The organism is Lunatimonas sp. (assembly GCF_020832325.1).
GTDB lineage: Bacteria > Bacteroidota > Bacteroidia > Cytophagales > Cyclobacteriaceae > Lunatimonas.
In genome coordinates, this window is the sequence record NZ_JAFIEU010000038.1 from 40,125 (window position 1) to 62,539 (window position 22,415).

General features: G+C 47.9%; 14 protein-coding genes. 10 read left to right on the forward strand and 4 right to left on the reverse strand.

Annotation, left to right across the window (positions count from 1 at the left end; genetic code table 11):
* The first annotated feature begins 267 nt into the window (after positions 1-267).
* On the forward strand, positions 268-2,691 hold the full coding sequence (locus JJU34_RS13625) for a TonB-dependent receptor (protein WP_228692932.1): 2,424 nt from the start codon (positions 268-270) through the stop codon (positions 2,689-2,691).
* A gap of 48 nt (positions 2,692-2,739) precedes the next feature.
* Here the strand turns inward: JJU34_RS13625 and JJU34_RS13630 are convergent, their stop codons facing one another.
* Both JJU34_RS13630 and JJU34_RS13635 read right to left on the reverse strand, forming a co-directional pair.
* Positions 2,740-4,050, reverse strand: a complete 1,311-nt coding sequence (locus JJU34_RS13630) for a D-alanyl-D-alanine carboxypeptidase (protein WP_228692933.1) — start codon at positions 4,048-4,050, stop codon at positions 2,740-2,742.
* A 12-nt stretch (positions 4,051-4,062) separates the two neighbouring features.
* Complete coding sequence (locus tag JJU34_RS13635; RefSeq protein ID WP_228692934.1) at positions 4,063-4,977, reverse strand: serine hydrolase; 915 nt, start codon at positions 4,975-4,977, stop codon at positions 4,063-4,065.
* 719 nt (positions 4,978-5,696) lie between these two features.
* On the opposite strand from JJU34_RS13635, the gene JJU34_RS13640 reads away from it, so the two are divergent.
* Positions 5,697-6,161 (forward strand): hypothetical protein, encoded by a 465-nt coding sequence (locus JJU34_RS13640; RefSeq protein ID WP_228692935.1) that lies wholly within the window; start codon positions 5,697-5,699, stop codon positions 6,159-6,161.
* A gap of 78 nt (positions 6,162-6,239) precedes the next feature.
* Here JJU34_RS13640 and JJU34_RS13645 read toward each other — a convergent pair whose 3' ends face one another.
* Both JJU34_RS13645 and JJU34_RS13650 read right to left on the reverse strand, forming a co-directional pair.
* Positions 6,240-8,108: an exo-alpha-sialidase gene (locus JJU34_RS13645; RefSeq protein WP_228692936.1), complete on the reverse strand. Its 1,869-nt coding sequence runs from the start codon at positions 8,106-8,108 to the stop codon at positions 6,240-6,242.
* A gap of 11 nt (positions 8,109-8,119) precedes the next feature.
* A complete protein-coding gene (locus JJU34_RS13650) occupies positions 8,120-9,214 on the reverse strand; it encodes a heparan-alpha-glucosaminide N-acetyltransferase domain-containing protein (RefSeq protein WP_228692937.1) in 1,095 nt (364 codons plus the stop codon).
* A 77-nt stretch (positions 9,215-9,291) separates the two neighbouring features.
* Between JJU34_RS13650 and JJU34_RS13655 the strand changes: the two genes are divergently transcribed.
* The 8 genes from JJU34_RS13655 (at position 9,292) to JJU34_RS13690 (ending at position 22,337) form a co-directional block, all read left to right on the forward strand.
* Complete coding sequence (locus JJU34_RS13655) at positions 9,292-11,889, forward strand: family 20 glycosylhydrolase (RefSeq protein ID WP_228692938.1); 2,598 nt, start codon at positions 9,292-9,294, stop codon at positions 11,887-11,889.
* A gap of 527 nt (positions 11,890-12,416) precedes the next feature.
* Positions 12,417-12,944 (forward strand): sigma-70 family RNA polymerase sigma factor, encoded by a 528-nt coding sequence (locus JJU34_RS13660; RefSeq protein ID WP_228692939.1) that lies wholly within the window; start codon positions 12,417-12,419, stop codon positions 12,942-12,944.
* Between the two features lie 314 nt (positions 12,945-13,258).
* On the forward strand, positions 13,259-16,477 hold the full coding sequence (locus JJU34_RS13665; RefSeq protein ID WP_228692940.1) for a TonB-dependent receptor: 3,219 nt from the start codon (positions 13,259-13,261) through the stop codon (positions 16,475-16,477).
* 19 nt (positions 16,478-16,496) lie between these two features.
* A complete protein-coding gene (locus JJU34_RS13670; RefSeq protein WP_228692941.1) occupies positions 16,497-17,972 on the forward strand; it encodes a RagB/SusD family nutrient uptake outer membrane protein in 1,476 nt (491 codons plus the stop codon).
* A 24-nt stretch (positions 17,973-17,996) separates the two neighbouring features.
* Positions 17,997-19,178: a sialidase family protein gene (locus JJU34_RS13675; protein ID WP_228692942.1), complete on the forward strand. Its 1,182-nt coding sequence runs from the start codon at positions 17,997-17,999 to the stop codon at positions 19,176-19,178.
* On the forward strand, positions 19,175-20,113 hold the full coding sequence (locus JJU34_RS13680; RefSeq protein WP_228692943.1) for a dihydrodipicolinate synthase family protein: 939 nt from the start codon (positions 19,175-19,177) through the stop codon (positions 20,111-20,113). The genes JJU34_RS13675 and JJU34_RS13680 overlap by 4 nt, the downstream gene beginning before the upstream one ends.
* An 8-nt stretch (positions 20,114-20,121) precedes the next feature.
* Positions 20,122-21,147 (forward strand): hypothetical protein, encoded by a 1,026-nt coding sequence (locus JJU34_RS13685; RefSeq protein WP_228692944.1) that lies wholly within the window; start codon positions 20,122-20,124, stop codon positions 21,145-21,147.
* Positions 21,144-22,337, forward strand: coding sequence for a sialidase family protein (locus JJU34_RS13690; protein ID WP_228692945.1), 1,194 nt, complete (start codon positions 21,144-21,146; stop codon positions 22,335-22,337). The genes JJU34_RS13685 and JJU34_RS13690 overlap by 4 nt, the downstream gene beginning before the upstream one ends.
* Positions 22,338-22,415 lie beyond the last annotated feature (78 nt).

Sequence of the window (22,415 nt, forward strand, 5' to 3'; positions counted from 1 at the left end):
ATTATTTGAAATTAGAATAAAATTTGGTAATTTGTTTTATAGGGACCTAATTCAGGTTTGTTTTTGGTTTATTTGCTCCAATAGGGAGACCATCATTCCGCATTTTTTTTCGTCGATATGAGTGGAAATCCATTGCGGCAGTCTCCGTTTAGTTACAATAGTAACCCCTGTACCGCGCAACCGCATATCAAATATCGGTTTTTTTAATGGACGGCGATCGGTAGTTTTGAAGACATTAATTTGATGGAAAACCAAAAGACAGCATTAATGTACCTTCGAAAACGACTATTTTTATCGCTACTTGTTCTTTTTTTTGGAATTATTGCCACTTCTTACGGGCAAGAAACCAATTTGAGCGGTCGGGTTAGAGATGCCGAATCGGGAAAAGTATTGGAGTTTGCAAATGTAGCCTTGTTGCTTCCGTCAGACAGTAGTGTGGTGACCGGGGCTACGGCAAATTTGGATGGTGATTTTTCCTTTTCGGCCAAGCAGGGGCAGTACTTGCTTCGGGTAGGGTATATAGGATACGAATCGCTGTTCCGTATGTTAGAGGTGACAGGAGATGAGATGCGTCTGGGAAATTTGAGGCTACAAGTGGGTGCAGAGACGCTTGATGAAGTTACCGTTTCCGGGGTAACATCTATGTTTGAAAGTGATATTGACAAGCGTACTTATAACGTAGAAAACAGTATACTTGCCGAGGGGGCTACAGCTTCGGAGCTACTGAATACGCTTCCTTCCATCCAAATGGACGAAGAAGGAGGGATTTCCATGCGTGGTTCGGGTAACGTTTTGATCTATATCAATGGACGTCCTACCAACCTCAGCAGCGAGGAGACAGAATCTATACTTGCGCAGTTTCCGGCCAATAGCATAAAATCCGTAGAGCTGATCACCAACCCCTCCTCCCGCTACGATGCGCAAGGGGTTGGGGGCATCATCAATATTATTTTAAAAAAGGATCAACGAGTAGGGTTAAACGGGCAGGTTAACGTTGCAGCGGGTACTAGGCACAAATACCAGACAGGATTTAACCTGAATTATGGAGGAGAGAAAGTTAACTTTTATACCTCTTATAACTACCAATACAGGGACCTATATCAGCTAAGCGAAAGCTTAAGAAGAACCAATGATCCTAACGTTTCGCCCTATTTGGATCAGGATTTTGATACCCGAAATTGGAATCACGGGCACCTTTTTCGAATAGGGTTTGACCAGCTGGCTAGCGAAAAAGTAACTTGGGGAATGTATGGACAGCTAAACTATACGCATAGGGATCGCTACCGTCTTTACAATCAGCGTCACCAAAACACTAACCGGGAACTGGATAGTCTGTTTGTGCGCACGCTGAGGGAGGATCAGGCAGCCATAAACATCGAAACGGGTATTACGTTTGACTACGACGTGGATACCTTGGGGCAAAAAGTATACGGCACACTCAGCTATGCACACAATAACCAGGATAGAACGGAGTTTTTTGATCAGCTTTATTTTAACTCGCTGAATGAAGAAGTGCCGGGAAGAAGGCAGGATCAAATTTATGGTCGTCCGATAGTTGCCGATCTTTTCATTGGTCAGATCGATTATACCAAGCCATTTAAAAATGGAGGGAGGCTGGAATCGGGCCTGAAGACCACCTGGTCATTGAATCGGCCCGCGCAGACATTTGACCAGTTGGACCTGGAATCAGGCCTCTACGTACAGAATGATACGATAGCCAATCGGTTTGATTTTGATGAATACGTGCACGCGGGTTACACGATCTATAGAAACCGATGGGAACGGTTCGCCTATCAGGCTGGGCTGAGGGCAGAGTATACCTCCACCGAGGGATTTGATCATAACTCACAGATTCGGTATCCCAATTCCTATTTCAACCTTTTTCCAAGTCTGTATATTACCTATGAATTGGGGGATCAGTCGGAATTTATCCTGAATTATTCCCGTCGGATAAACCGTCCCAGCTGGGGGCAAATGGCTCCTTTTTATAACGCACAAGACCTGTTAAATACCCGCTTGGGAAATCCTACATTGCAGCCCGAATATACCGATAGCTACGAAGTGGGACTAAACAAAGGGTGGGAGCAACTGCTCTTTACCGGTACGTTGTATCACCGGCGAACCCAATCCCCAATGACGCGGATCATAAGTCTGCTGGAGAATAATTCTGCCGTTCAACTTTGGGACAACGCCAATTACCGCAGGGACACCGGCCTCGAGCTAATCAACCAAATGGAATTTCATTCCAATCTGGATGCCACACTTACCGGTAACTTCTTTTACTCAGAGATCAATGGGTATAACATCCGGGAGAATTTTTTCAATTCCAACTTCACCTGGACGGTCACGCTTTTGACCAACTGGGTGATACCTGACCTATTCAACGTGCAGGTGATGGCCGATTACCGGGGACCAATTGCGCTACCTCAAGGAGAGATTGATCCAATATACGGGCTTAGCGTAGGCCTACGTCGTGACCTGTTCAATAGGCGGGCGACGGTAAGCCTCAATGTGAGTGATGTCTTTAATACCAGGGTGTTTCGGATACAGACGGATGATTTCGAGTTTTCCCAAAATCGGTTTTTCAATCAGGAAACACGCATTGGCACCCTGTCGTTTACCTACCGGTTTGGTGGATTCAAGGCCAAGGAGGAAAAGCCATCCGTCCGCTATTCGGATGATCCGTTTTAAGAAATGGTGACCCGATAGCTTCTAGGAGGGCGTAGCTTGTTTTTTCACTCAGTAGCGTTGGTGAATGCGGTACAAGACCTTCTCCATCTCCCGTTTCAAGTCATCTGACGGTATCGGGTAGTTGTTGTGCATAAAGCTGAAATAGAGCGTTTTTCCGCTTTTGGTCAGCAGATAGCCACTAAGGCAAATGGAGTTGTTGAGTGTGCCCGTTTTGGCATAGATGTATGCAGGCTGCCCCTCATCAGGTTTGTACCAGGAGCGGATCGTTCCCTTTGTCCCTCCGGCAGGAAACACGTCGAAAATGGTCTCCTCCGGTACTTCTGCTCGTATTTTGCCCAGCAATTCGATGATGCTTTTGGGCGTAAATTTATTGTCGCTGGACAAGCCGGATCCGTCTGCCCATTGGGGTTCATGGCTGAGATCATCGAGCAGGTTCTTCTTGGCATAATCGATGGCCGTAGCTGTACTAAGCGAATCGGTGAGCAGATCCGAGACCAACAGGAGCAGTTGTTCCGCCAAAAAGTTGTCGCTGTCTTCCATCATTTGTTTGTAGATCTGGGCGGTTCCCAGTCCAGGTAGCTTATGGGGCTTTCTTCCCTTCACGATATCATAGGGGATTACCTCAACGGCTTTCCCAAGGGTGTCTCGAAGCATCGTTGCAGTCAAGTGTGCGGAGGTAATAAAGGGTTTATCTGTTTGAAAATTGCTTCCATCCGGCCAGTGCAAAGGTACCTGAAACCTGTTTTCATAAAATTTCCTCAATGGTTGTGATCCTGTGAAAGCGGGATCCGGGTAAAGCAACTTGTCGAAATACCTTGGGTAAAGGAATAAGTCTCCCGAACCGTAGGCTTTGGAAAACCGTACCACATTGCCGTAAATCGGCAGGGGGGATCGCTCTGCTCCGAAATAGTAGGTGTACCAGCTCCAAGACCAGCCGGGGCCATTTGCCCTCACCTGCGAAAAATTGTCCGCTAGGTATAGTTTCTTGTCCGATTTACCAAGCAACTCCAAGGCTTGTCCGCCCTTAAGGTCCGGGTGCAGCAACGACGGATCGCCGGTTCCCCAAAAGATCAGGGAATCGCCACTTTCGAGGTAATTGAGTGCGTTTACCTGCTCGCCGAGCAGTTTATAGGAAGTGTAAAAGGTGAAAAGCTTGGTATTGGAAGCGGGAACGAAATAGAGGTTCTCGTTGATGGCGTAGAGGGTTTTGTCCTTTTCCGGATCCACGAGCATAAAGCCCGTAAATCCGGATTTGTTGAAAACCTCCGATTGCTCTATGGCCTTCCCTACCTTTAGGGAAGAACAGGAGGAAATTGCTAGTAGCAAGCATGAAGAAAGGACCAGTAAAAATCGTTGCATCGTGGTGGTTTTTTAGAGGTTTAGAGAGGAAACATACTCGTAGACGAGCTTACTTACCTGTGCGATGGTTTCTTTTCCTGCAGCGACATCGGTAAGGTTTTTGGACAAAAGCACCAATACATACCTGTTTCCATCCGGAAGCTCGACAATCGCAGAGTCGTGTTGCACCCCTGTGATGGACCCGGTCTTATGGGCCACTTTTACCTGTTGTGGAAGGTATTTGGGAATGAGGTCTTTGAAGTATTGGTCGCCGAGGATTTTTAACATCTGCCCACTGGCATCAGCGTTAACAGCGTTTCCCTTGGAGATAGCCTCTAAAATCACCATCAAGTCGTAGGCAGTAGTGGTATTGCTCATGCCGGCATCAAAGGCTTTTTGGTCTTCCACGCCACGCAGCACCTGAATGTCCACCGCGCCCAGATCCCGCATGGTTTGGGTGACTGCTTTCGCGCCGACCCGCTCGATCAGGATATTGGTGGCCAGGTTGCTGCTTTTGATGATCATTTGGTAGGTGAGATCATAGATGCTTGCCTGTCGGCCGATCCTATCGTACAGCTCCTCCTGGGAGTCGCTGCCCAGATCCATGGAAAAGGTGCTGCCATCCACGATGCTGGTGAATTCGTTGGTCACCGGTATGGAATCCCGCAGCGAAAACTCGCCCTCCCCAGCCTGCTTGAAAACTTCGATCATCACGGGGGTCTTCATGGTGGAAGCGGCGTGAAAGCTTTCGCGTTCGTTGATTAGGATTGTCTGTGTGGTGTCGTTTAGCAGCCGGAACGCTATGGCAAAGTCTCCCGATGTCTCTTCGAACAGCGCGTTAATTTCCTGGCTGAGCTTGAAAAGGGGTGCCTCCGTAGAGGAAGTTTGGCAGGCAGCGAATAGTCCGATTACTATGCCGCTAAGCACAAAACGGTTAGTGGTTGTCATGCAAGAAAAAAGGCTTGGTGTATGGGGTGACAAGATAGTAAGTTGTGGGCCGATTTCTATTGGTTTTCGCCAAACTTTGAAGGTTGAGGGTATCCTGGATTCGCTTAATCATCGTTAATTTTTCTGCCCACTGAAATTTTTTTTCAGTAAAGAAAGCTAGTTTGCGCAGTTGACGAGCGTTTCGTTTGATTCAATCGTACCAAAATACGTTCAGGTTGATTGAAAAGGGCTATTTCAACATATATGCAAAAGATTAAAAAAGTTTTGCTTTTAGTTTTCCTATTCCTTTGCTTTTTAGGAACACTGCTTCCGTTGACAAGTGGTTTTCCTGAGAAATCAGATTATCGGGTACTCTTTATCATTTCGCTTGTCATAGGTTACTCGATACTACTTTCCCAAATTAAATCCTGCCGGTCTAAGCCTTAGTGGTATACGACTGCAATCAGAATCAGGCCTTTCTGCTGAGCAATCCTGAACAAAGAGCAGAGTATGAAGCTCGGTATAAGGCCGCAGCAGCAGTGTATTTCACGGGACAAATTGAGTTTAACAGGTTAATGGAGCGAATCAAAAGTATTCTGTTTGCGATTAACCATTACAACCAAGCATCTCCTGTTGTTTTCTGGATAGTATCAGGGCTTTGTAGTAGTTTGATAAAAATAAATCCAGTCAGACCCAACCCTAGTCGCCGTTTTGCAGTTTAAATGTGCAACTTTGCATTTATGAACCTAACAGCATCACCGGATATCAAAACGCAATTGCGTAACCAAGCATTGGCGCAACTTTCGGACACCCTAAACGATATTATGAAACAATTGGGTGAACTGAAAGAAGCTTCTGAGGGCGAGGAGAAAAACCCAGCGGGCGACAAATACGAGTCCGGCAGGGAGTCCATTCATCAAAGCCAGACGTTGTTGGATAAGCAGTATGCCAGCCTCACGCAGATGCAACGGCAACTCAAAGAAGTGCCGGTACAGCCCGTTGAAGGCGTGCAGGACGGAGCGTTGCTCAAATTGCCCATAGGGAATATTTGGGTTTCGGTGCCCGTGGGAAAGGTCGAATTTAACGGTGAGGTGTATCAGTTGGTGTCCAAAGACTCACCGTTGGTGGAAGCGCTTTGGGGAATGAAAGCAGGAGACAGCGTTGATTTCCGGGGCCGCAAGGTGACCTTGCAGGAAGTCAAATAGTTTGTGCCTCTTTCCCGTCCAATGCCCGTCTCCGTAATATTTAAGTAGGAAATCAGTGCTTTTCAGAAGCTAAGTTCGTTACTTCTTGATGGTGACCTCGTCGATCAAAAAGACACCCAATGCTTCTTTGTCGTCAGCACCTGGTAGGGGTGGTTCTGGGTCCTCGTTCGGGGTTTTCCGGTTTGGCAGGTCTCTGTAGGGGGCAGTCCGGAAGGATAGCCGTTCTACAGACTTGACGCCCTCAGCTAGCTTTGCGTTTTCCAACACCATCCTGCCATCTATCTCCAAGCTATACGTGCCGAAGAACCCCGCCTGTACGATGACTCTAACCTCGTGCCATACGCCTTTTTGATAGTTTATCAGGGTTTTTTCGGTGGCACCGTCTGTTGCGATCCACTTGCCTCCGTTACTCATACCTACCCTTACCGGCCGATTGCCGAATTGATCCACTACATCTATCTCCAGCATGCCCTGATTTTCTTCTGGAGCGAACACCTGAAAGCGGATGTCTGCCGTGGTGCTTTCTTCAAAAACGCGAATGGCCCTCGCATAGTCGTAGGGATCTTCGTCTCTTAGTTCCAGTGATAGGCCGCCTTTTAAAGGGCTTTGCACCAAATTTACCGGCGCCCAAATAGGCGAGTAGATGTTCCATAGCGGAACAGCCCCGCCGATAGAAAGGTGATCAAAGTTATCGGAGATGTTTCCAGTTACCGTGTGGGTAATGGGTACCGGGACCCGGCTAACCCACATATCCTCCTTGTTCATGGAATAGGTCAGCCACATGTCATCACCGGGGGGATTGCCGTTGCCCGGTACGATGCCCCGCACGTAGCAGGGGCCAAAATCCTTCCACCTGCCAAAATAACGCCTAGGAGGCACCTCTCCCTGTACGAGCACCATGTCATCAAAGATGACCCCGTCGTCTGATGAGACAGTAATGAGAGGATACCTGTATTCATCCAGATCGATTGGATTATAGACCATCGCGTAGCGGCTATCGGATGTTTTTTGTCCCCATACCTTCCCGCCTGCCATGGTAAGGGTAGGTACTTTTACCGATTTGGAAAAGCTTTTCCCACCGTCGAAGGAAAGAGCGGTATGCGACCGCTTCCATAGTCCCACGATATTTCCGTCTTTTCGCTCAAAAAAGGAAAACGCCGATCCGCCGTACTCGTCTCCGTCGTAGAAGCCATCCAGCCCCCTGTCCTCATCTCGCCATTGCAGGGTGATCAGGCGGTCTTTTAGCAGGGCCTCGCATGCTTCTATAAAGCCTTTGTCCGTTGAACGGGTATAAAAGGGATAGCTGGTATTGCTTTCGTCCCACTGTGTATGGGTACTATATCGAATAAAGTAAATGGGCCCGAAACTGCCATCTTTGTAAATTTCCCGTACCACCCTGCCAATGCCACCTTCCAAGAATGGGTCTTCGGCATGGGCGTAAAATGCCAACGTGAGCAGTCTGCCGTTAGGGGCTATGTAGAATCCCATCCGTTGATGCATCATGTAGCCTTCGTAGCCTTCGGGGATTTCTACACCCTCCGGTGCTTCGTAGGGAGGGAATATCACTTGGGGCTTATTCCAGTTTCTGCCGTCGGGAGAACTGACCAGTAGGGTTTGTCCAGGAGCGATGTGTTCATCCACCGGGTTGCTCAGGTACTGCTGGTAAAATGTGCCATTCCAATACGCCAGACTGGAGGCATGGTTATAGGTCCAGCCATAGTCGTCTGCCAACTCGGGTTTTGTACGGTTTACCCGCAGCGTCTGCCTGCTTTCCACACCCACCGCATACCGCAACCTGCCTTCATGTACGGCAGGATCGATGGTAACACCTCCGACGTACCTTACCGGTTCGTGGATGCTTCCCGTCTGCGAAAGGACCCAGAAAGGTGTTCCAACTAAGAGTGCGAATAGCACGGTTTTTAGTTTAGCGCGGCAGGAGTTGGTCATGGTATGGTAGGTTACAGCTTAATGAAGATGTTTCGTTTGAACAGCAGGTAGGCGGGGATAAAGTTAATGCCTACGTACAAGATAGCATAGAGCATGCTTGCCAGCTTGATGGACATGCCAACCGCGGTGGCGGCCAGTAAAAATTGGTTGTTCAAGCCACCCAGAATTTGGTCGTTGTAAAAAATAAGGGAAAGTATATCCGCCAGCACATATACGGTGATGGCGTTGGCACCAAAAATAATCCCCACGGACGTACCGCGTTTTTTACCCAGTATATCGACCAGAAAGTAGGTAGCCCCTAGAACGATAAAGGCTGCTCCGCCTGTCACCAGGGTAAAGGGGCTGGTCCAAAGGTGTTTGTTGATGGGGAATACCTGCGCCCAAAGCAGGCCAAGCAAGACAATGGGCACCCCGATAGCCATGAGGTAGTTCGCTTTTTCCTGAGAAGTCTTGGAGCTTAGGAATAAGTGACCAGCCAGCATTCCGAGAATTCCCGTCACGAGGGCCGGCAGGGTACTGAAGAAGCCCTCCGGGTCCCAGGTCCCCTCCCACATTTTACCGGGCAGGATGTAAGTGTCCATCCAAGCGGCGAGGTTAACGCCAGGCTCCAACATCGCTTTGTCATATCCTGGGGTAGGTATCAGCGTCATGGCCAACCAATAGAAAACCAAGATTCCTGCTCCCAGGTAGGCCTGGGTTTTCCAACCCGTATTTAAAAACAAAAATGCACAGACTAGAAACACAATGGCAATCCGTTGAAGTACGCCCGCAACCCGAATGTCCGAAAAATCGAAGTGTGGGATTAGGTTTAAAAATAGCCCGACCACGAAGATCTTTATGGCTCGGATGACAATTTTACGATACAGATCTCCTTTGGGAGCGCCTGAGCGCACCCGCTTGGTATAGGCAAAGGCTATGGAGACGCCGACAATAAAGAGGAAAAACGGATAAATAAAATCGGTCACGGTGATGCCGTTCCAGGACGCGTGAAGCAAGGGGCCATACACATGATCCCAGGTGCCTGGGTAGTTGACCAAAATCATTGCCGCAATGGTGAATCCCCTCATCGCGTCGAGGGAAATCAGACGGGCATTTTGTGTTGTCATAGGATAATTTCTTGAGTTTGGGTAGTCGTTTTAATACTAGGGTTCGTATTATTAAGGCTATTTAAACATACCGATTTATGCATAAAATTTACAACGTTTTTCTTTTATTCCTTGCATTAAGTATCGCCTATGCCTGTGGAGGAAATCCCTCCTGGGAGGATGATTTACAGGATATTCGGATCGAATGGGAGCTGGTTAGTAATTTTTTGGAGGAAAGTGGCCAGTTTGAAGCGAAATTCGTCTTTCACAACGAAGGGACACGGGATTTGGGAAATACCGGTTGGAAATTGTTTTTCAACATGTCTCCCCGGATGATACTTCCATATCCCGATGAGCGAGTTGCCAGAATTTCGCATATCAATGGAGACTGGTACGAGATCAGTCCCGGATCGGATTTTGCGCTTCCTGCCGGAGGCAGTGTCTCATTCACGTATCGGGGCATAGAGGGGGTTATTAAGGAGTCCGATGCTCCGATGGGGTTGTATTTTGTGTTTTATGATACGGATGGCAATGAATTGGAGGTACTTGCATTCGATCAGTTGAGCGTGGCACCCTTTCATAAGAAAGAGCAGTTATTGCGTGGGGATATGGATTTTGAGGAGCCAGCATCTGCGATGCAGCGCTATGCGGACAACGAGGGGCTGAAGGTGGTAGACGAGGCAGACCTTCACCCCATCGTGCCAACGCCTTTTCAACTGCAGCGCAGAAAGGGCGTTTTTAAGCTTACTGCGGAAACTGGGATCTACTACGCGGATGGATTGGAGTCAGAGGCTAGGTATTTGCGGGACAAACTTCTGGAGATTACCGGGGTTTCGTTGAAGCTGGAATCAGGCACCGGTACGGACGGTGACATACGCGTTGGTTTGGCAGACATCGTGGTGGATGGGAAGAAGGAGGAAGCTTATGAGTTGGATATTGCCGAAAAGCAAATACGGATACAGGGTTCGGATGCAGCGGGTGCATTTTATGGCGTACAGAGTTTGTTGGCCTGGTTGGGTCCAGAGGCTTATTTGGGTCGGAAATTGCCTTTGGATCTGAAACTGGCAAGGGTGCTGGATGCGCCCCGTTTTCATTTCCGCAGTCTTCATATGGACGTGAGCCGAAATTTTCAGACCAAGGAAACCGTCTTGCGGATGTTGGACTTGATGGCACACTACAAGCTCAATCATTTTCTGTTTTATACCACTGAAGACGAAGGTTGGCGACTGGAGATCGATGGGCTGCCCGAATTGACGGAGGTAGGTGCCCAACGGCAACATGTGGCAGATAGGGGTGATCCCGCGCTGCATCCAGCCTACGGTTCAGGGCCATTTGCCTACGCAGACGGCAAGCATGGCAGTGGGTATTATACCAAGGCAGACTTCGTGGAAATATTGAAATATGCCAAAGAGAGGCATATCACCATCATTCCCGAGTTGAATTTCCCCGGACATGCACGAGCAGCCATCAAATCCATGGAAGCCAGGTATAACAAATACATGGAATTGGGTGACGAGGAGGCAGCGAACGAGTACCGCCTCATCGACCCGGATGACAGCTCCGAGTATCTGTCTGCTCAGGCATTCAAGGATAACACCGTGTCAGTAGCTAGGGAGTCGACCTATCGGTTTTATGAGAAAGTGATGGATGAGATTGCTAGCATGTACGAGCAGGCCGGCCTTAGGCTGACAAAGATCCATGCAGGTGGGGATGAGGTCCCCGAAGGTGCTTGGACACAGTCGCCAATGGCAGCCGATTTGCTCAGGCAGCTTCCGGATATAGATGATCCGAAAAACCTTCAGGCATACTTCTTTCGGGAGTTGCTTAAGCGTCTGGAAAAGTTGGATGTGGAGGTACATGTGTGGGAGGAAATGGCACTGAAGAAGATGCCTGACGGCAACTATGTACCCAATCCGGAGTTTGTAGGTAAGCGGGTGATACCTTATATATGGAACAATATGTTTGATTATCCAGACATGGGCTATCAACTGGCTAATGCAGGCTATGAGGTGGTGTTGTGTAATGTCTCGAATTTCTACTTTGACCTTGCCTATTCCAACGATCCCAAAGAACCCGGTCTGTACTGGGCTGGATTTGTAAACACCAAGAACGCGTGGACCTTTGCCCCTTTCGATTGGTTTAAAACGACCTTTCAGACCTCTTTTGGAGAGAAGTTGGATATGGAAACCGCTGCCGCAGGGATGGTGAAAATCAAACCCGAAGCGAGAAAGAATATCATAGGTGTTGAGGCCCAGCTTTGGAGTGAAACGATCAAAGGACGGGATATGGTGGAATATTATACCGTCCCCAAGATTGTAGGATATGCAGAGAGCGCATGGGCGAAGGAGCGAGTCTGGGAGACTACCGAGCAGACAGCAAGCAGAAATGCTCAAATCGCCGAGGGTTGGAATGTATTTGCAAACACCGTCGCCCGCAGGGAATTTCCGAAGCTGTCTGCCTGGAATGAGGGCTATCATTTTCGGATAGCACCGCCCGGTGCCAAATTAGAAGATGGAAAGTTGTACGCCAATGTGGATTTTCCTGGTCTGGAAATCCGATATACCACAGACGGATCGGAACCCACACCCGCTTCTATTTTGTACGAGGGCCCCATTTCGGTGCAAGGGGGGACAAAGCTAAAAGCATTTGATAGGTCAGGAAACTCGAGTAGGTTGGTAAACCTGAGCAATGAGTAAGTAGGTAGGTCACAGAAATCCCGAAGGATCAAAGACTTCGGGATTTCTTTTGGAGAAAGGTCTAGCTGTATGATTGTTTGGTAAAGGCGCTGCTGCAATCGGTTGCTCCAAATTTATTTTAAGTTTTTTTGAAGGAGATTTTACTATTTGATGGAAAAGCAAATTATTGTTGGAGAAATTCTGAGTTTGGGAAGGATATTTCGGATAACACAAAATTAACATAAAGGTTTGATTTTACTCTTTGTTAATAATATTCTGTTTTTATTAACGAAAATGTAATAGTAGCTTCATTTTTTCAGCTATTCGTTAAAGAATCATCTTCTTTACGATGTATTTTTTGTAATGCATTCATTTTCAATTGGTAGCACAAAGGGTCTTTTCGTGAAATGAAGATTAATATTCGTGATTTGCGCAGATTATATTTCCCGAAAATGGGATATTCATGAAATAATTGAAAAATCAACCTGAGTGGGGGATTCGTGAATGGCTAGTGGAAGTGGAAATGCAAACGATTAAATCTTTAACGTATGGAACAACCTGACAAAGCATTATTGGAAGATTTTCGAATGGGTAGCAATCGTGCCTTCGAAAAGATTTATCAGTATTATCGTATGCCGGTGATTCGGTTCAGTGTCTCCATTATTAAGGATGAACAGGAGGCAGAGAACATCTATCACGAGGTATTCATGAAGATTCTCAAAAAGCGCAAGAATATCAAGCCCGAACTGAACTTCAATTCCTACGTATTCACGGCGGTCAAGAACGAGATTTTTGACTATTTAAAAGCACTAAATAGGAATAACTGCCTGAAGGAGCGTTTTTGGGAAAGGCTTCAGCATGAACAGCACGAGTGTGATCAGGTAAAGGAAGAGAATCTTACGAAGTTGGAAAGTATCATCAAGAACCTTTCGCCAAAGCGGCGCCAGATTTTGGAGATGAATTACTTCGAAAAGAAATCTTACAACGAAATAGCGGATATCCTGATGATTTCGAAAAACACGGTCAAGAATCAGCTGGTAAAGGCTAAGTTTATACTCAGAAAAGAGATGGAGTAGTTGGCTGCACCGAAGAGAGCTCCGTGTTCCAAGTTCCTGTGAGATGCCGCCCTATGGCGGATGGTTCAACGAAAACCTGCATATATGCAACACACATACTAGGTAGTACCTGTTAGATTAGTTATCTTTTTACCACCCAAACCGGCCTGTCCGGTTTTTTTTGTTTTTCGTGCTTCCCAATTCCCTTTGAAATTTGGGAATAAAACATACGGTAAGATTGTATTGATATCATAAAATAAAGTAGAAGCCTTTGGGGTAGGTCTGCAATAACTTTGGTAGGATAAATGAAAAGTCCAAATTTAAATCATTTTCCTATGAAGAAATCTGTACACTTTCCAAAGATTTGGGAAAAATGCATCTTGCTGATGTGCTGCGTATTGCTGGCCGAAGTGGCCTATGCGCAGTCTGGCAGTGTGGTACGTGGCACCGTCACCGACAGTGGTGGTGAGTCCATCCCGGGCGTGAATGTATTGGTTAAAGGAACTTCGGTTGGCACCATTACAGATATTGATGGCGGTTATTCGATCAATGTGCCACAGAATTCCAGCACCTTGGTGTTTTCCTTTATTGGATATCGGACTGTAGAGGAGGCTCTCGGCGGTCGAAGTCAAATAAATGTTCGCTTAGAATCGGCACTTTCGGACATGGAGGAAGTCGTGGTGATCGGATTTGGCGAACAGTCCCGGGAGGTATTGACGACGGCAATCACAAAAGTAGATGCCAAAGCCCTCGAGTCGATTCCCTATCCCAATGCTGCATCGGCTTTGCAAGGAACGGTGTCCGGTGTGCGGGTTCAAAGTACTTCTGGACAGCCGGGTGCAGCGCCACGTGTGATTGTGCGAGGTGGTACATCGATCAATAATCCAAATGGAGCAGCACCGCTTTATATTATTGACGGAGTAATACGCCCGGACATGAATGATCTGTCTGCGGATGATATAGAGAACATGCAGGTGCTAAAAGATGCTGCCGCGACATCCATCTATGGAGCGAGGGCATCAAACGGGGTAGTGATTATCACCACGAAATCCGGAAAGGCGGGGCAGACCCGGGTAACTTATCGGTACGACCTAACATTCTCCGAACCGGGGAAGCTCTACGAAATGGCCAATGCCCGGCAATACCTGACCGCCTATCGATTAGGCCATATCCGTCCAGAAAAATTTCCGGATGAGACCGTTCGGCTTACCCTTCCCAATGGCTTTGGTACCGGAAATGACCTGACAAACAATACAGCCTTTACCACTCAGTACCTGACCCCTGAGAACGAACACAAATTGAATGAGGGATGGGAAAGTATGCCCGATCCAGTGGATCCTTCCCGAACCCTGATTTTTCAGGATAACGACATTCAGTCCTTGATTTATCAGACCGGAGTGTCTCAGAATCACCATGTCAGTGTGCAAGGAGGAACTGATAAGGCCACGTTCAATGCAGGCCTAGGGTACCTAAGCAATGAAGGAACGGTCATTACCACCCAATACGACCGATTGACCTTTAATCTAAATGGAGATATTCAAGTAAAGGACAACCTTAGTATCTACGGCAGGGTCTTATATACCTATAACACCACGAATACTACGGGGCAGTCAACAGCAGTAACCTTCTACCGGTCGGCAGGTCTCGCGCCAACTACTAAGATTTATTTTGAAGATGGGACACTTGCCCCTGGCACTGCGGCAAACATTGGCAATCCGTTGTATTTTCTAAATAACAGGGTGGCTGAAAGCACCGGTGAAAAATCCACCTATACCGTTGGGGCAAAATGGGATATCCTGCCAGGTTTATCCTTTGATCCCCAAATCTCGATGTATAATATCAATAACAACTCCTATAGTTTCCAGCCGGGATTTCTTAACGGACCTTTGAATTTCGTCGATACCAGAGTGGCCAATGCGTCGACCTATCAATGGAGGCAGCGTCAAGCTGACTTGGTGCTATCTTATGGCAAGACCTTTGGTCAGTCCCATAACTTGGATGCCAAGTTGGGCTTTGCTTATTTCGACCGCAATATCAATTCGATGAGTGCCTCTGGAAGGGGTGCCTCTACGGATTTAATTCCCACGCTCAATGCGTCCAGCGAACCCACCTCAGTAAATAGCTCGATTACCGATCAGGTTATCTTGGGCTATTTTGGACGGGTAAATTATGATTTCGACCAGAAGTACCTGTTTTCGCTTAACATGCGATACGACGGGGCATCCAATTTAGGAGCTGCCAATAAGTGGGGGTTCTTTCCCGGCATCTCCGCTGGTTGGAATCTACACCGGGAGGAGTTTTGGCAGAATGCTATACCTGACAATTTGTTGAGGATGAAGTTGAGGGTAAGTTACGGGGAAAATGGAAACATAGGGGGATTGGGGGATTTTGCGGCACAGGGTGCCTATGGCGTTGGGGCGCGGTATGCCGGCCTTCCAGCCATTCAAAACACCATCATCCCCAACCCCGATTTGCAGTGGGAGCAATCCCGCACGGTCAATGTAGGTACGGACTTTAGCATCTTTGACAATAGGCTAAGTTTTATTGTGGATGTATACCGTAGAGTAACCGACAACCTTATCACCAGCTTACCGCTGCCCCAATCTACGGGATTTGCCAGTGTTCAGACTAATTTGGGGAGTTTGGAAAATACCGGGTTTGAAATGGAACTATCGGCTCAGGTACTGCCCAGAAATTCCCGTGTTCAATGGTCCCTTGGTTTCAATGCTTCCAAAGTGAAGAATAAAATTCTTCGTCTGCCACCAAATGGGGTTGAGCGTAACCGAGTGGGTGGAGTCTTGGTATGGGATCCGGGAGCACAGGATTACGTATGGAAGGGTGGATTGCAGGAAGGCGGAAGGTTGGGAGAAATGTACAGCAGACAGCAAATAGGGATATATCCTACCGATGAAGCTGCTGCAAATGCGCCCACCGATATGTGGATTGTGTCATCCGATAGAACCAAATATGGAGGAGATACCGAGTGGCTGGATCTAGACGGAAATGGAATCATCGATAGCCGGGATCAGACCTATATGGGACAGCAGTTTCCCGTGTGGACCGGGGGGATTTCCAATAATATCTCCTATAAGAATTTCAACCTATACGTACGTATGGACTATACAACTGGACATTCCATCTTTAATTGGGCTAGGATGTTTTTGGATATGAATGGCTTTGGAGACAATAACATGACCGTAGACAAGTATGAAAACTCATGGAAGGAACAGGGAGATATAGCCGAATATTCGCGGTTTTACTGGGGTGGAGAGCGCGTGCAGCGAAATAATTTTAACGGGACCACCACCTCTGGTAATTCGGTGTTTTTTGAGTCTGGAGACTTCCTCTGTGTGAGAGAGCTAACTCTGAGCTATTCCGTGCCACCGGCAATCGTGAGCAAACTTCGATTGAATGCGATCAGGCTGAACTTCACCGGAAACAATTTACACTATTTCACAGCCTATAAGGGTTTAAACCCGGAAGAAGGTGGTCAGGATGACGGGAGATACGCCATGCCTAGAAACTACAACTTTGGTGTTAATGTGACATTCTAATTTCTAACGAAACGAAGCCATGAAGAATATAAAAATACTAGCCGTTTCAACCATGCTATTGGTGGCAGGCTCATGCACTGAAACATTGAATGTGGAGCCTACCAGTGTGATTACGACCAATAATTTTTGGAGAACAGAAAACGATGCCAATGGAGCCCTGATGGGGATGTATGTGGAGCTACGGAATTTATCCCAAGGGTTGCATCAGCTTGGAGAGCACCGAAGTGAGGTGATGGCCCCCGGGCTGTTTGGCGAAGGGGTTTTTATCCTACATCGCAACGAAATGAATGCAGATACGCCCGGACACCCGGACTGGAGTGGGTTTTACCGAGCCATTAATACGGCTAACCTCATCCTTAAGAATGTGCCCAATATCGTTTTTGCCTCTGAGGCCAGAAAGAATAGCGTACTAGCCCAAGCCTATGCGATGAGAGCCTATTTGTATTTCACCATGACAAAAACTTGGGGGGATTTGATCATCCGTACGGAACCTACCGAGGGATTTGGTGCAGACGTAACCTTGCGGGAGCGTGAGGCACAAGAGCTGGTGTTTGCGTTGATAAAGCAGGACTTAGAGCAGGCATTGCAATTATTCCCTGATAATTCTTTTTCCAATGGAAGGGCCGTTTGGTCCAAAGCCGCTACCAATGCCTTGAAGGGGGATGTTTATTTATGGACCGCAAAACGTGGTGGTGGGGGAACGCCCGATCTGAATACGGCATTGGCGGCTCTTAATGACGTAGACCAAGCGGATGTAGGCTTATTGGGAGATTTTTCCGACGTGTTTGCCTTTGAAAACAAGGGAAACCGAGAAATCTTGATGTCGATTAGGCACCAAGACCTTGAGCCGGGGAATTACCTGTGGTTTATGTGGATCATCGGTGCGGCAGCTCCTAGTAACGTAGACCAAGCAACTAGGGATAGAATATTTCCTATTGGCGGAGGCCAAGGCTTGATGGTGATGCACGAGCGGGTAAGGAATCAGTTTACAGATGATGACACCCGCAAGGATGCGACTTACTTTGATATCGAAACGATAGAAGCAGATGGAGGCAGAAGATACCTGACCAACATACAACAGAAATTCCAAGGGACCATTATTGGTGGAAACAGGGTGTTTCTCAGTGACCCTATCTTATACCGATACGCAGATGTGCTTTTGATGCGGGCAGAGGCTAAAAATGCGCTTGGGCAAGATCCCTCTCAGGAGATGAATCTAGTCCGGCAACGCGCTTACCAAGAAAACTTCGAATCCCATGTATTTACAGCAGGTAGCCAGGAAGAAAACGATGATGCGATACTGAAGGAAAGACTATTGGAGTTAGTTCTGGAAGGAAAACGCTGGTGGGACCTGGTTAGATTCGACAAGGCCTTTGACCTGGTGCCTGCTCTAGCAAACAGGGTAGGGCAAAATCACCTGCTGCTCTTTCCGATAGCCAATACGGTTCTCAGCCAAGAGCCATTGGTGGTCCAAAACCCTGGATACAATCCGTAGTATGACGAAGAATCAACTTAAGCGATGATGAAAAATACAATGTTTGCAATTGCAGGGGCAGTTGGTACGATGCTTTCGATGCAGTCAGCATTCGCAGCCACCCATACCCTGGATTCGGTGGCTTTTGAAAAAGTGCGCCTTGAATTGCCCTCAAAACGGGTGCAGGTGTTGGAACGGTTTATATCTGTGGACAATGTGTGCGCATGGCCTAACCTAACCGTAATGCCCGATGGAAGCTACATGGCTACCATCTTCAACCATCCCAGCCATGCCCGGATGGAAGGACAAGTCGCCTGCTATGCTTCTTCCGATAATGGAAGGTTTTGGGAATTGAGGGGAAAGCCCACTCCAAACGATCCGCAGACCAACCGCATGAACGTAGCCGCAGGAACAAATGCCTTAGGGAATATGGTGGTAGTTGCCTCAGGGTGGTCATTGACACCTTCCGCTTCGCAGTCCGGTCAGATGGATCTGGTTGCGGTACTCCGCCCATGGGTGTCGATTTCCAAAGATGGTGGCGAGACTTGGGATATCAATAAAACGGGATTCCCTATGGCACAGGAAGGGATGACTGAGTTTATACCTTTCGGCGATGTACTTTCAGGTGGTGATGGTTCGCTTAGGGTGCTGGCTTATGCCCAGTCTTTGGACAAGACCGTCAATAAGGTCTCTATGTTTAAAAGCACGGACAACGGAAAATCTTGGCAATGGTTGTCATTTATCAGTGATGCTTCCGGCCCTACGGCGTTTGCCGGTGGGCATAATGAAACGGCGTTTTACCATACAGGAAATGGTCATTGGATCGCCGCTGCCCGCAGGTGGAGATCCGGTCAGGCCATGGACCTGTTCGAAAGCAATGACGACGGCAAAAGCTGGGAAATGATCGGCAACCTGACCGACGACAATCAGCATCCCGGGCATATGACCGCATTAACGGATGGCAGACTTCTCCTAACCTATGGCAACCGAAAGGTAGGTGAAAAGGGAGTGGCTGTAAAAACCAGCGTAGATAAAGGAAAAACGTGGAGTGACGAGATGATCGTGATCGATGACTTGGATTTTGGTCAGGACTGTGGCTATCCGGCAAGTGTTCAGTTGGCGGACGGAAGTATCATGACACTCTACTATTCCAGAGGTATTCAAACTCATCAGCGATACCATATGGGGACGGTGATCTGGAAACTTCCACTGGGGCAAATTACATGAGGCCACTGCTTGCAGATCAAATTCGGGGCATTTGGGCAACGCTTTTACTTCCCATATCGGCAAACGAAGATATAGACTATTTGCGGTTTCAAGATCAACTGACCCATTTGGCCCATTCGGGTATAGATGGAGTCTATACCAATGGTACGGCCGGTGAGTTCTATAATCAGACGGAAAGTGAGTTTGATCATATCAGTGCGCTCACTGCTGAAATCTGCGAGCGTCATTCCCTGCCCTTTCAGTTGGGATGCAGCCATATGAGCCCGGTTATTTCCTTAGAGCGACTCCAAAGGGTAGTTTCATTGAAGCCCTCGGCTATTCAGGTAATACTGCCCGACTGGATGTGGCTGACATTTGCAGAGATGTGCAGTTATTTGGAGAAAATGGCCGCTTCGGCCGCCCCTATTGGATTGGTGCTGTACAATCCACCCCATGCCAAACAGGTACTCAGTCCCAAGCAATGGCAGGAGCTCCTTGCATCCGGGATACCGTTGGTCGGCTGCAAGGTGGCTGGGGGCGACGCCCTATGGTATGAGGAGATGCAACCGGTGCTGGAACGAATGTCGGTATTTGTACCGGGGCATCGTTTGGCTACCGGAATGTCCCGTGGAGCACATGGTTCCTATTCCAATGTTGCGTGCCTGAATCCCCGTGCTGCGGCAGACTGGTATCAATTGATGCTTAGAGATATTCAGAGGGCTCTGACTATAGAAAAGAGGGTGCTGGGTTTTTTTGAGGAGGCGATATTGCCATTTATCACTATTCACGGGTATTCTAACACAGCGGTGGATAAATTACTGGCTGCGGCGGGAGGCTGGACTGCCATTGGTACACGGGTGCGCTGGCCTTACCACAGTATTCCCGAAAATGCAGTGACCAGCGTTCGGGATCTTGCGGCAAAATGGATTCCTGAATTTATTACAAAGGACAATTAATCTAAGAGATGATGTATTTGAAAACGAAATGGTCAATGGTTCTTTTGGTGTTGATGGCTGGTTTAGTCGAATCGGCCTGGAGCCAAGAGAGGGAAACAGAAATCCGTACCGTGTGGGATAAGGCTTCCCACAATGCTTTCCCGGATTTGATCCGCTTTAAAAACCATTTTTATGCGGCTATCCGTGAGGGAAATAACCACATGCCCGATAAGAGTGGCCAAGTAAGGCTGTTACGGTCAAAGGACGGTGAAAATTGGGAAGACGTAGGCCTGCTGGAGTTGGCGGATTTTGATGTGCGGGAAGCTAGGCTTTCGGTAACACCGGAAGGAAGGATAATGGTTTTAACCGCGGTAGGCGTTTACGACAAGGGATACCAAGAGTTGTTTCCAATGGTTTCCTTCTCGGATAAATCGGGATTGAATTTTTCCAATTTGACGCGAACTACCATGGATATATCTCCCTCCTTGGATTGGATCTGGAGTTTGACCTGGCATAAAAAAGTAGGCTATGGAGTTATCTATCAAATCAAAGAGGGAGGCTGGGAAACCCACTTGTTGAAAACGGTGGATGGCAAGCACTTTGAATGGGTGTCACAAATCGATACCGGTGGAAACCCCAACGAAGCCACCATACGCTTCGATAAAAAAGGGAAGATGTACGTGTTGGTACGGCGTGAAGCCGACGACCAGATGGGCATGATTGCCTCCGCAGACTTTCCCTATAAAGACTGGGAGTTCAGCCGGTTGAGCATTCGGCTAGGCGGTCCGAACTTTCTGTTTTTGAACAAAGACCAATTGGTGATAGGATCTAGGTATCATCAGCCAGGAGGTCCAAAAACGGCTATTTTCACCTCGGATTTGGATAGCAATTTTCAGTCAACCATCGTTTTACCCAGTGGAGGAGATACCAGCTACCCAGGAATGATTTTTCACAAAAATCACCTTTGGGTGATGTATTATTCGTCACACGAAGAAAAGTCCAAAATCTACCTCACTCAGATCCCCATTAACCAACTAAAACCCTCAAACCAATGAGATTATTGTTCAAAATTAGTTCTGTATGCTTCTTGTCCTTTTTGGTCTTCTCACTAGCGAAAGGAGCGGCCCTTGTATATCCTCCCGACAGCACGCTTCAGGTAGCTGAAAAGGTAAAAGACATCGTCATTTATCACGACGACCGGTATTACGCCGCCTTTCCTTCCATCGTTCGCAAGCCCGACGGGGAGTTTTTGCTATCCTTTAGGCGTTCGCCCGACAGGCGGAATTTCGGCTCCAAAGGCTATAGCCACACCGATCCAAACAGCTACTTAGTGCAAATGACTTCAAGGGATGGGATCAATTGGTCCGGAGAGCCCGAGCTGCTGTATGCCCATGATTTTGGAGGATCCCAAGACCCCTGTCTGCTACAGTTGTCCGACGGTACCCTGCTTTGTACTAGCTATGGATGGACACAGATCAGTGAAGCCGACCGCAAAAATCTCCGTACACCCAACTTCGTGACGGGTGGTGGATACGTGTTTCTTGGTGGCTATGTGGTGCGGTCTTCCGATGGAGGTAAGTCTTGGAAAGGACCTTATTATCCGCCCCACATTCAGCCAGAAATCAACTTCACCCCGACTGGAGATCCGGTTCCCGCATATAACCGAGGAGCCTTGTATGAAGGAAAAGATGGCAGGGTCTTTTGGGTAGTTGCTTCCCATGATCAGCTGTCGCCCAGTAAAACTTCCAATCATTTATTGATTTCGAATGACAAGGGTCTTACCTGGCAGTATTCCGCTCCGGTGGCAGTGGATCCTGAGGTGGTGTTTAACGAAGCATCTGTCTACGAAACACCCAAGGGGGATGTGGTGGCCTTTATCCGCACCGGAAAATACGACGACCAAGCCGTGATTGCCCGATCCACCGATGGAGGCAAGAGCTTTGGCCCTTGGAAATCCATGGGATTTAAGGGCCATCCCTTGCAGGCACTGCGCCTGCCCGACAATCGGGTGCTGCTCGTGTATGGATACAGACATCAGCCCTACGGGATCAGGGCCAGGATTTTGAATGCCGAATGTACGGATTTCGAAACCGCTCCGGAGATCATCCTGCGTGAGGATGGAGGCAGCACCGATATAGGCTATCCTTGGGCAGTGGTATTGGACGAAAAGCATGCCTTGGTGACGTATTATTTTAACAAGGAGAATCAGACCAGACACATCGCCGGCAGTATTATCAGATTCTGAATGCAGTCAGCTTAGCGACATCAGCCCCGCGGGAATTGCTAATGGTGCTTTTTCCGTGGGGTTTAGTTGTATATTTAG

Bases quoted from the DNA above. Each gene is read 5' to 3' on its own strand.
- JJU34_RS13625 (WP_228692932.1), top strand. From the start codon at position 268: ATGTACCTTCGAAAACGACTATTTTTATCGCTACTTGTTCTTTTTTTT.
- JJU34_RS13630 (WP_228692933.1), bottom strand. From the start codon at position 4,050: ATGCAACGATTTTTACTGGTCCTTTCTTCATGCTTGCTACTAGCAATT.
- JJU34_RS13635 (WP_228692934.1), bottom strand. From the start codon at position 4,977: ATGACAACCACTAACCGTTTTGTGCTTAGCGGCATAGTAATCGGACTA.
- JJU34_RS13640 (WP_228692935.1), top strand. From the start codon at position 5,697: ATGAACCTAACAGCATCACCGGATATCAAAACGCAATTGCGTAACCAA.
- JJU34_RS13645 (WP_228692936.1), bottom strand. From the start codon at position 8,108: ATGACCAACTCCTGCCGCGCTAAACTAAAAACCGTGCTATTCGCACTC.
- JJU34_RS13650 (WP_228692937.1), bottom strand. From the start codon at position 9,214: ATGACAACACAAAATGCCCGTCTGATTTCCCTCGACGCGATGAGGGGA.
- JJU34_RS13655 (WP_228692938.1), top strand. From the start codon at position 9,292: ATGCATAAAATTTACAACGTTTTTCTTTTATTCCTTGCATTAAGTATC.
- JJU34_RS13660 (WP_228692939.1), top strand. From the start codon at position 12,417: ATGGAACAACCTGACAAAGCATTATTGGAAGATTTTCGAATGGGTAGC.
- JJU34_RS13665 (WP_228692940.1), top strand. From the start codon at position 13,259: ATGAAGAAATCTGTACACTTTCCAAAGATTTGGGAAAAATGCATCTTG.
- JJU34_RS13670 (WP_228692941.1), top strand. From the start codon at position 16,497: ATGAAGAATATAAAAATACTAGCCGTTTCAACCATGCTATTGGTGGCA.
- JJU34_RS13675 (WP_228692942.1), top strand. From the start codon at position 17,997: ATGATGAAAAATACAATGTTTGCAATTGCAGGGGCAGTTGGTACGATG.
- JJU34_RS13680 (WP_228692943.1), top strand. From the start codon at position 19,175: ATGAGGCCACTGCTTGCAGATCAAATTCGGGGCATTTGGGCAACGCTT.
- JJU34_RS13685 (WP_228692944.1), top strand. From the start codon at position 20,122: ATGATGTATTTGAAAACGAAATGGTCAATGGTTCTTTTGGTGTTGATG.
- JJU34_RS13690 (WP_228692945.1), top strand. From the start codon at position 21,144: ATGAGATTATTGTTCAAAATTAGTTCTGTATGCTTCTTGTCCTTTTTG.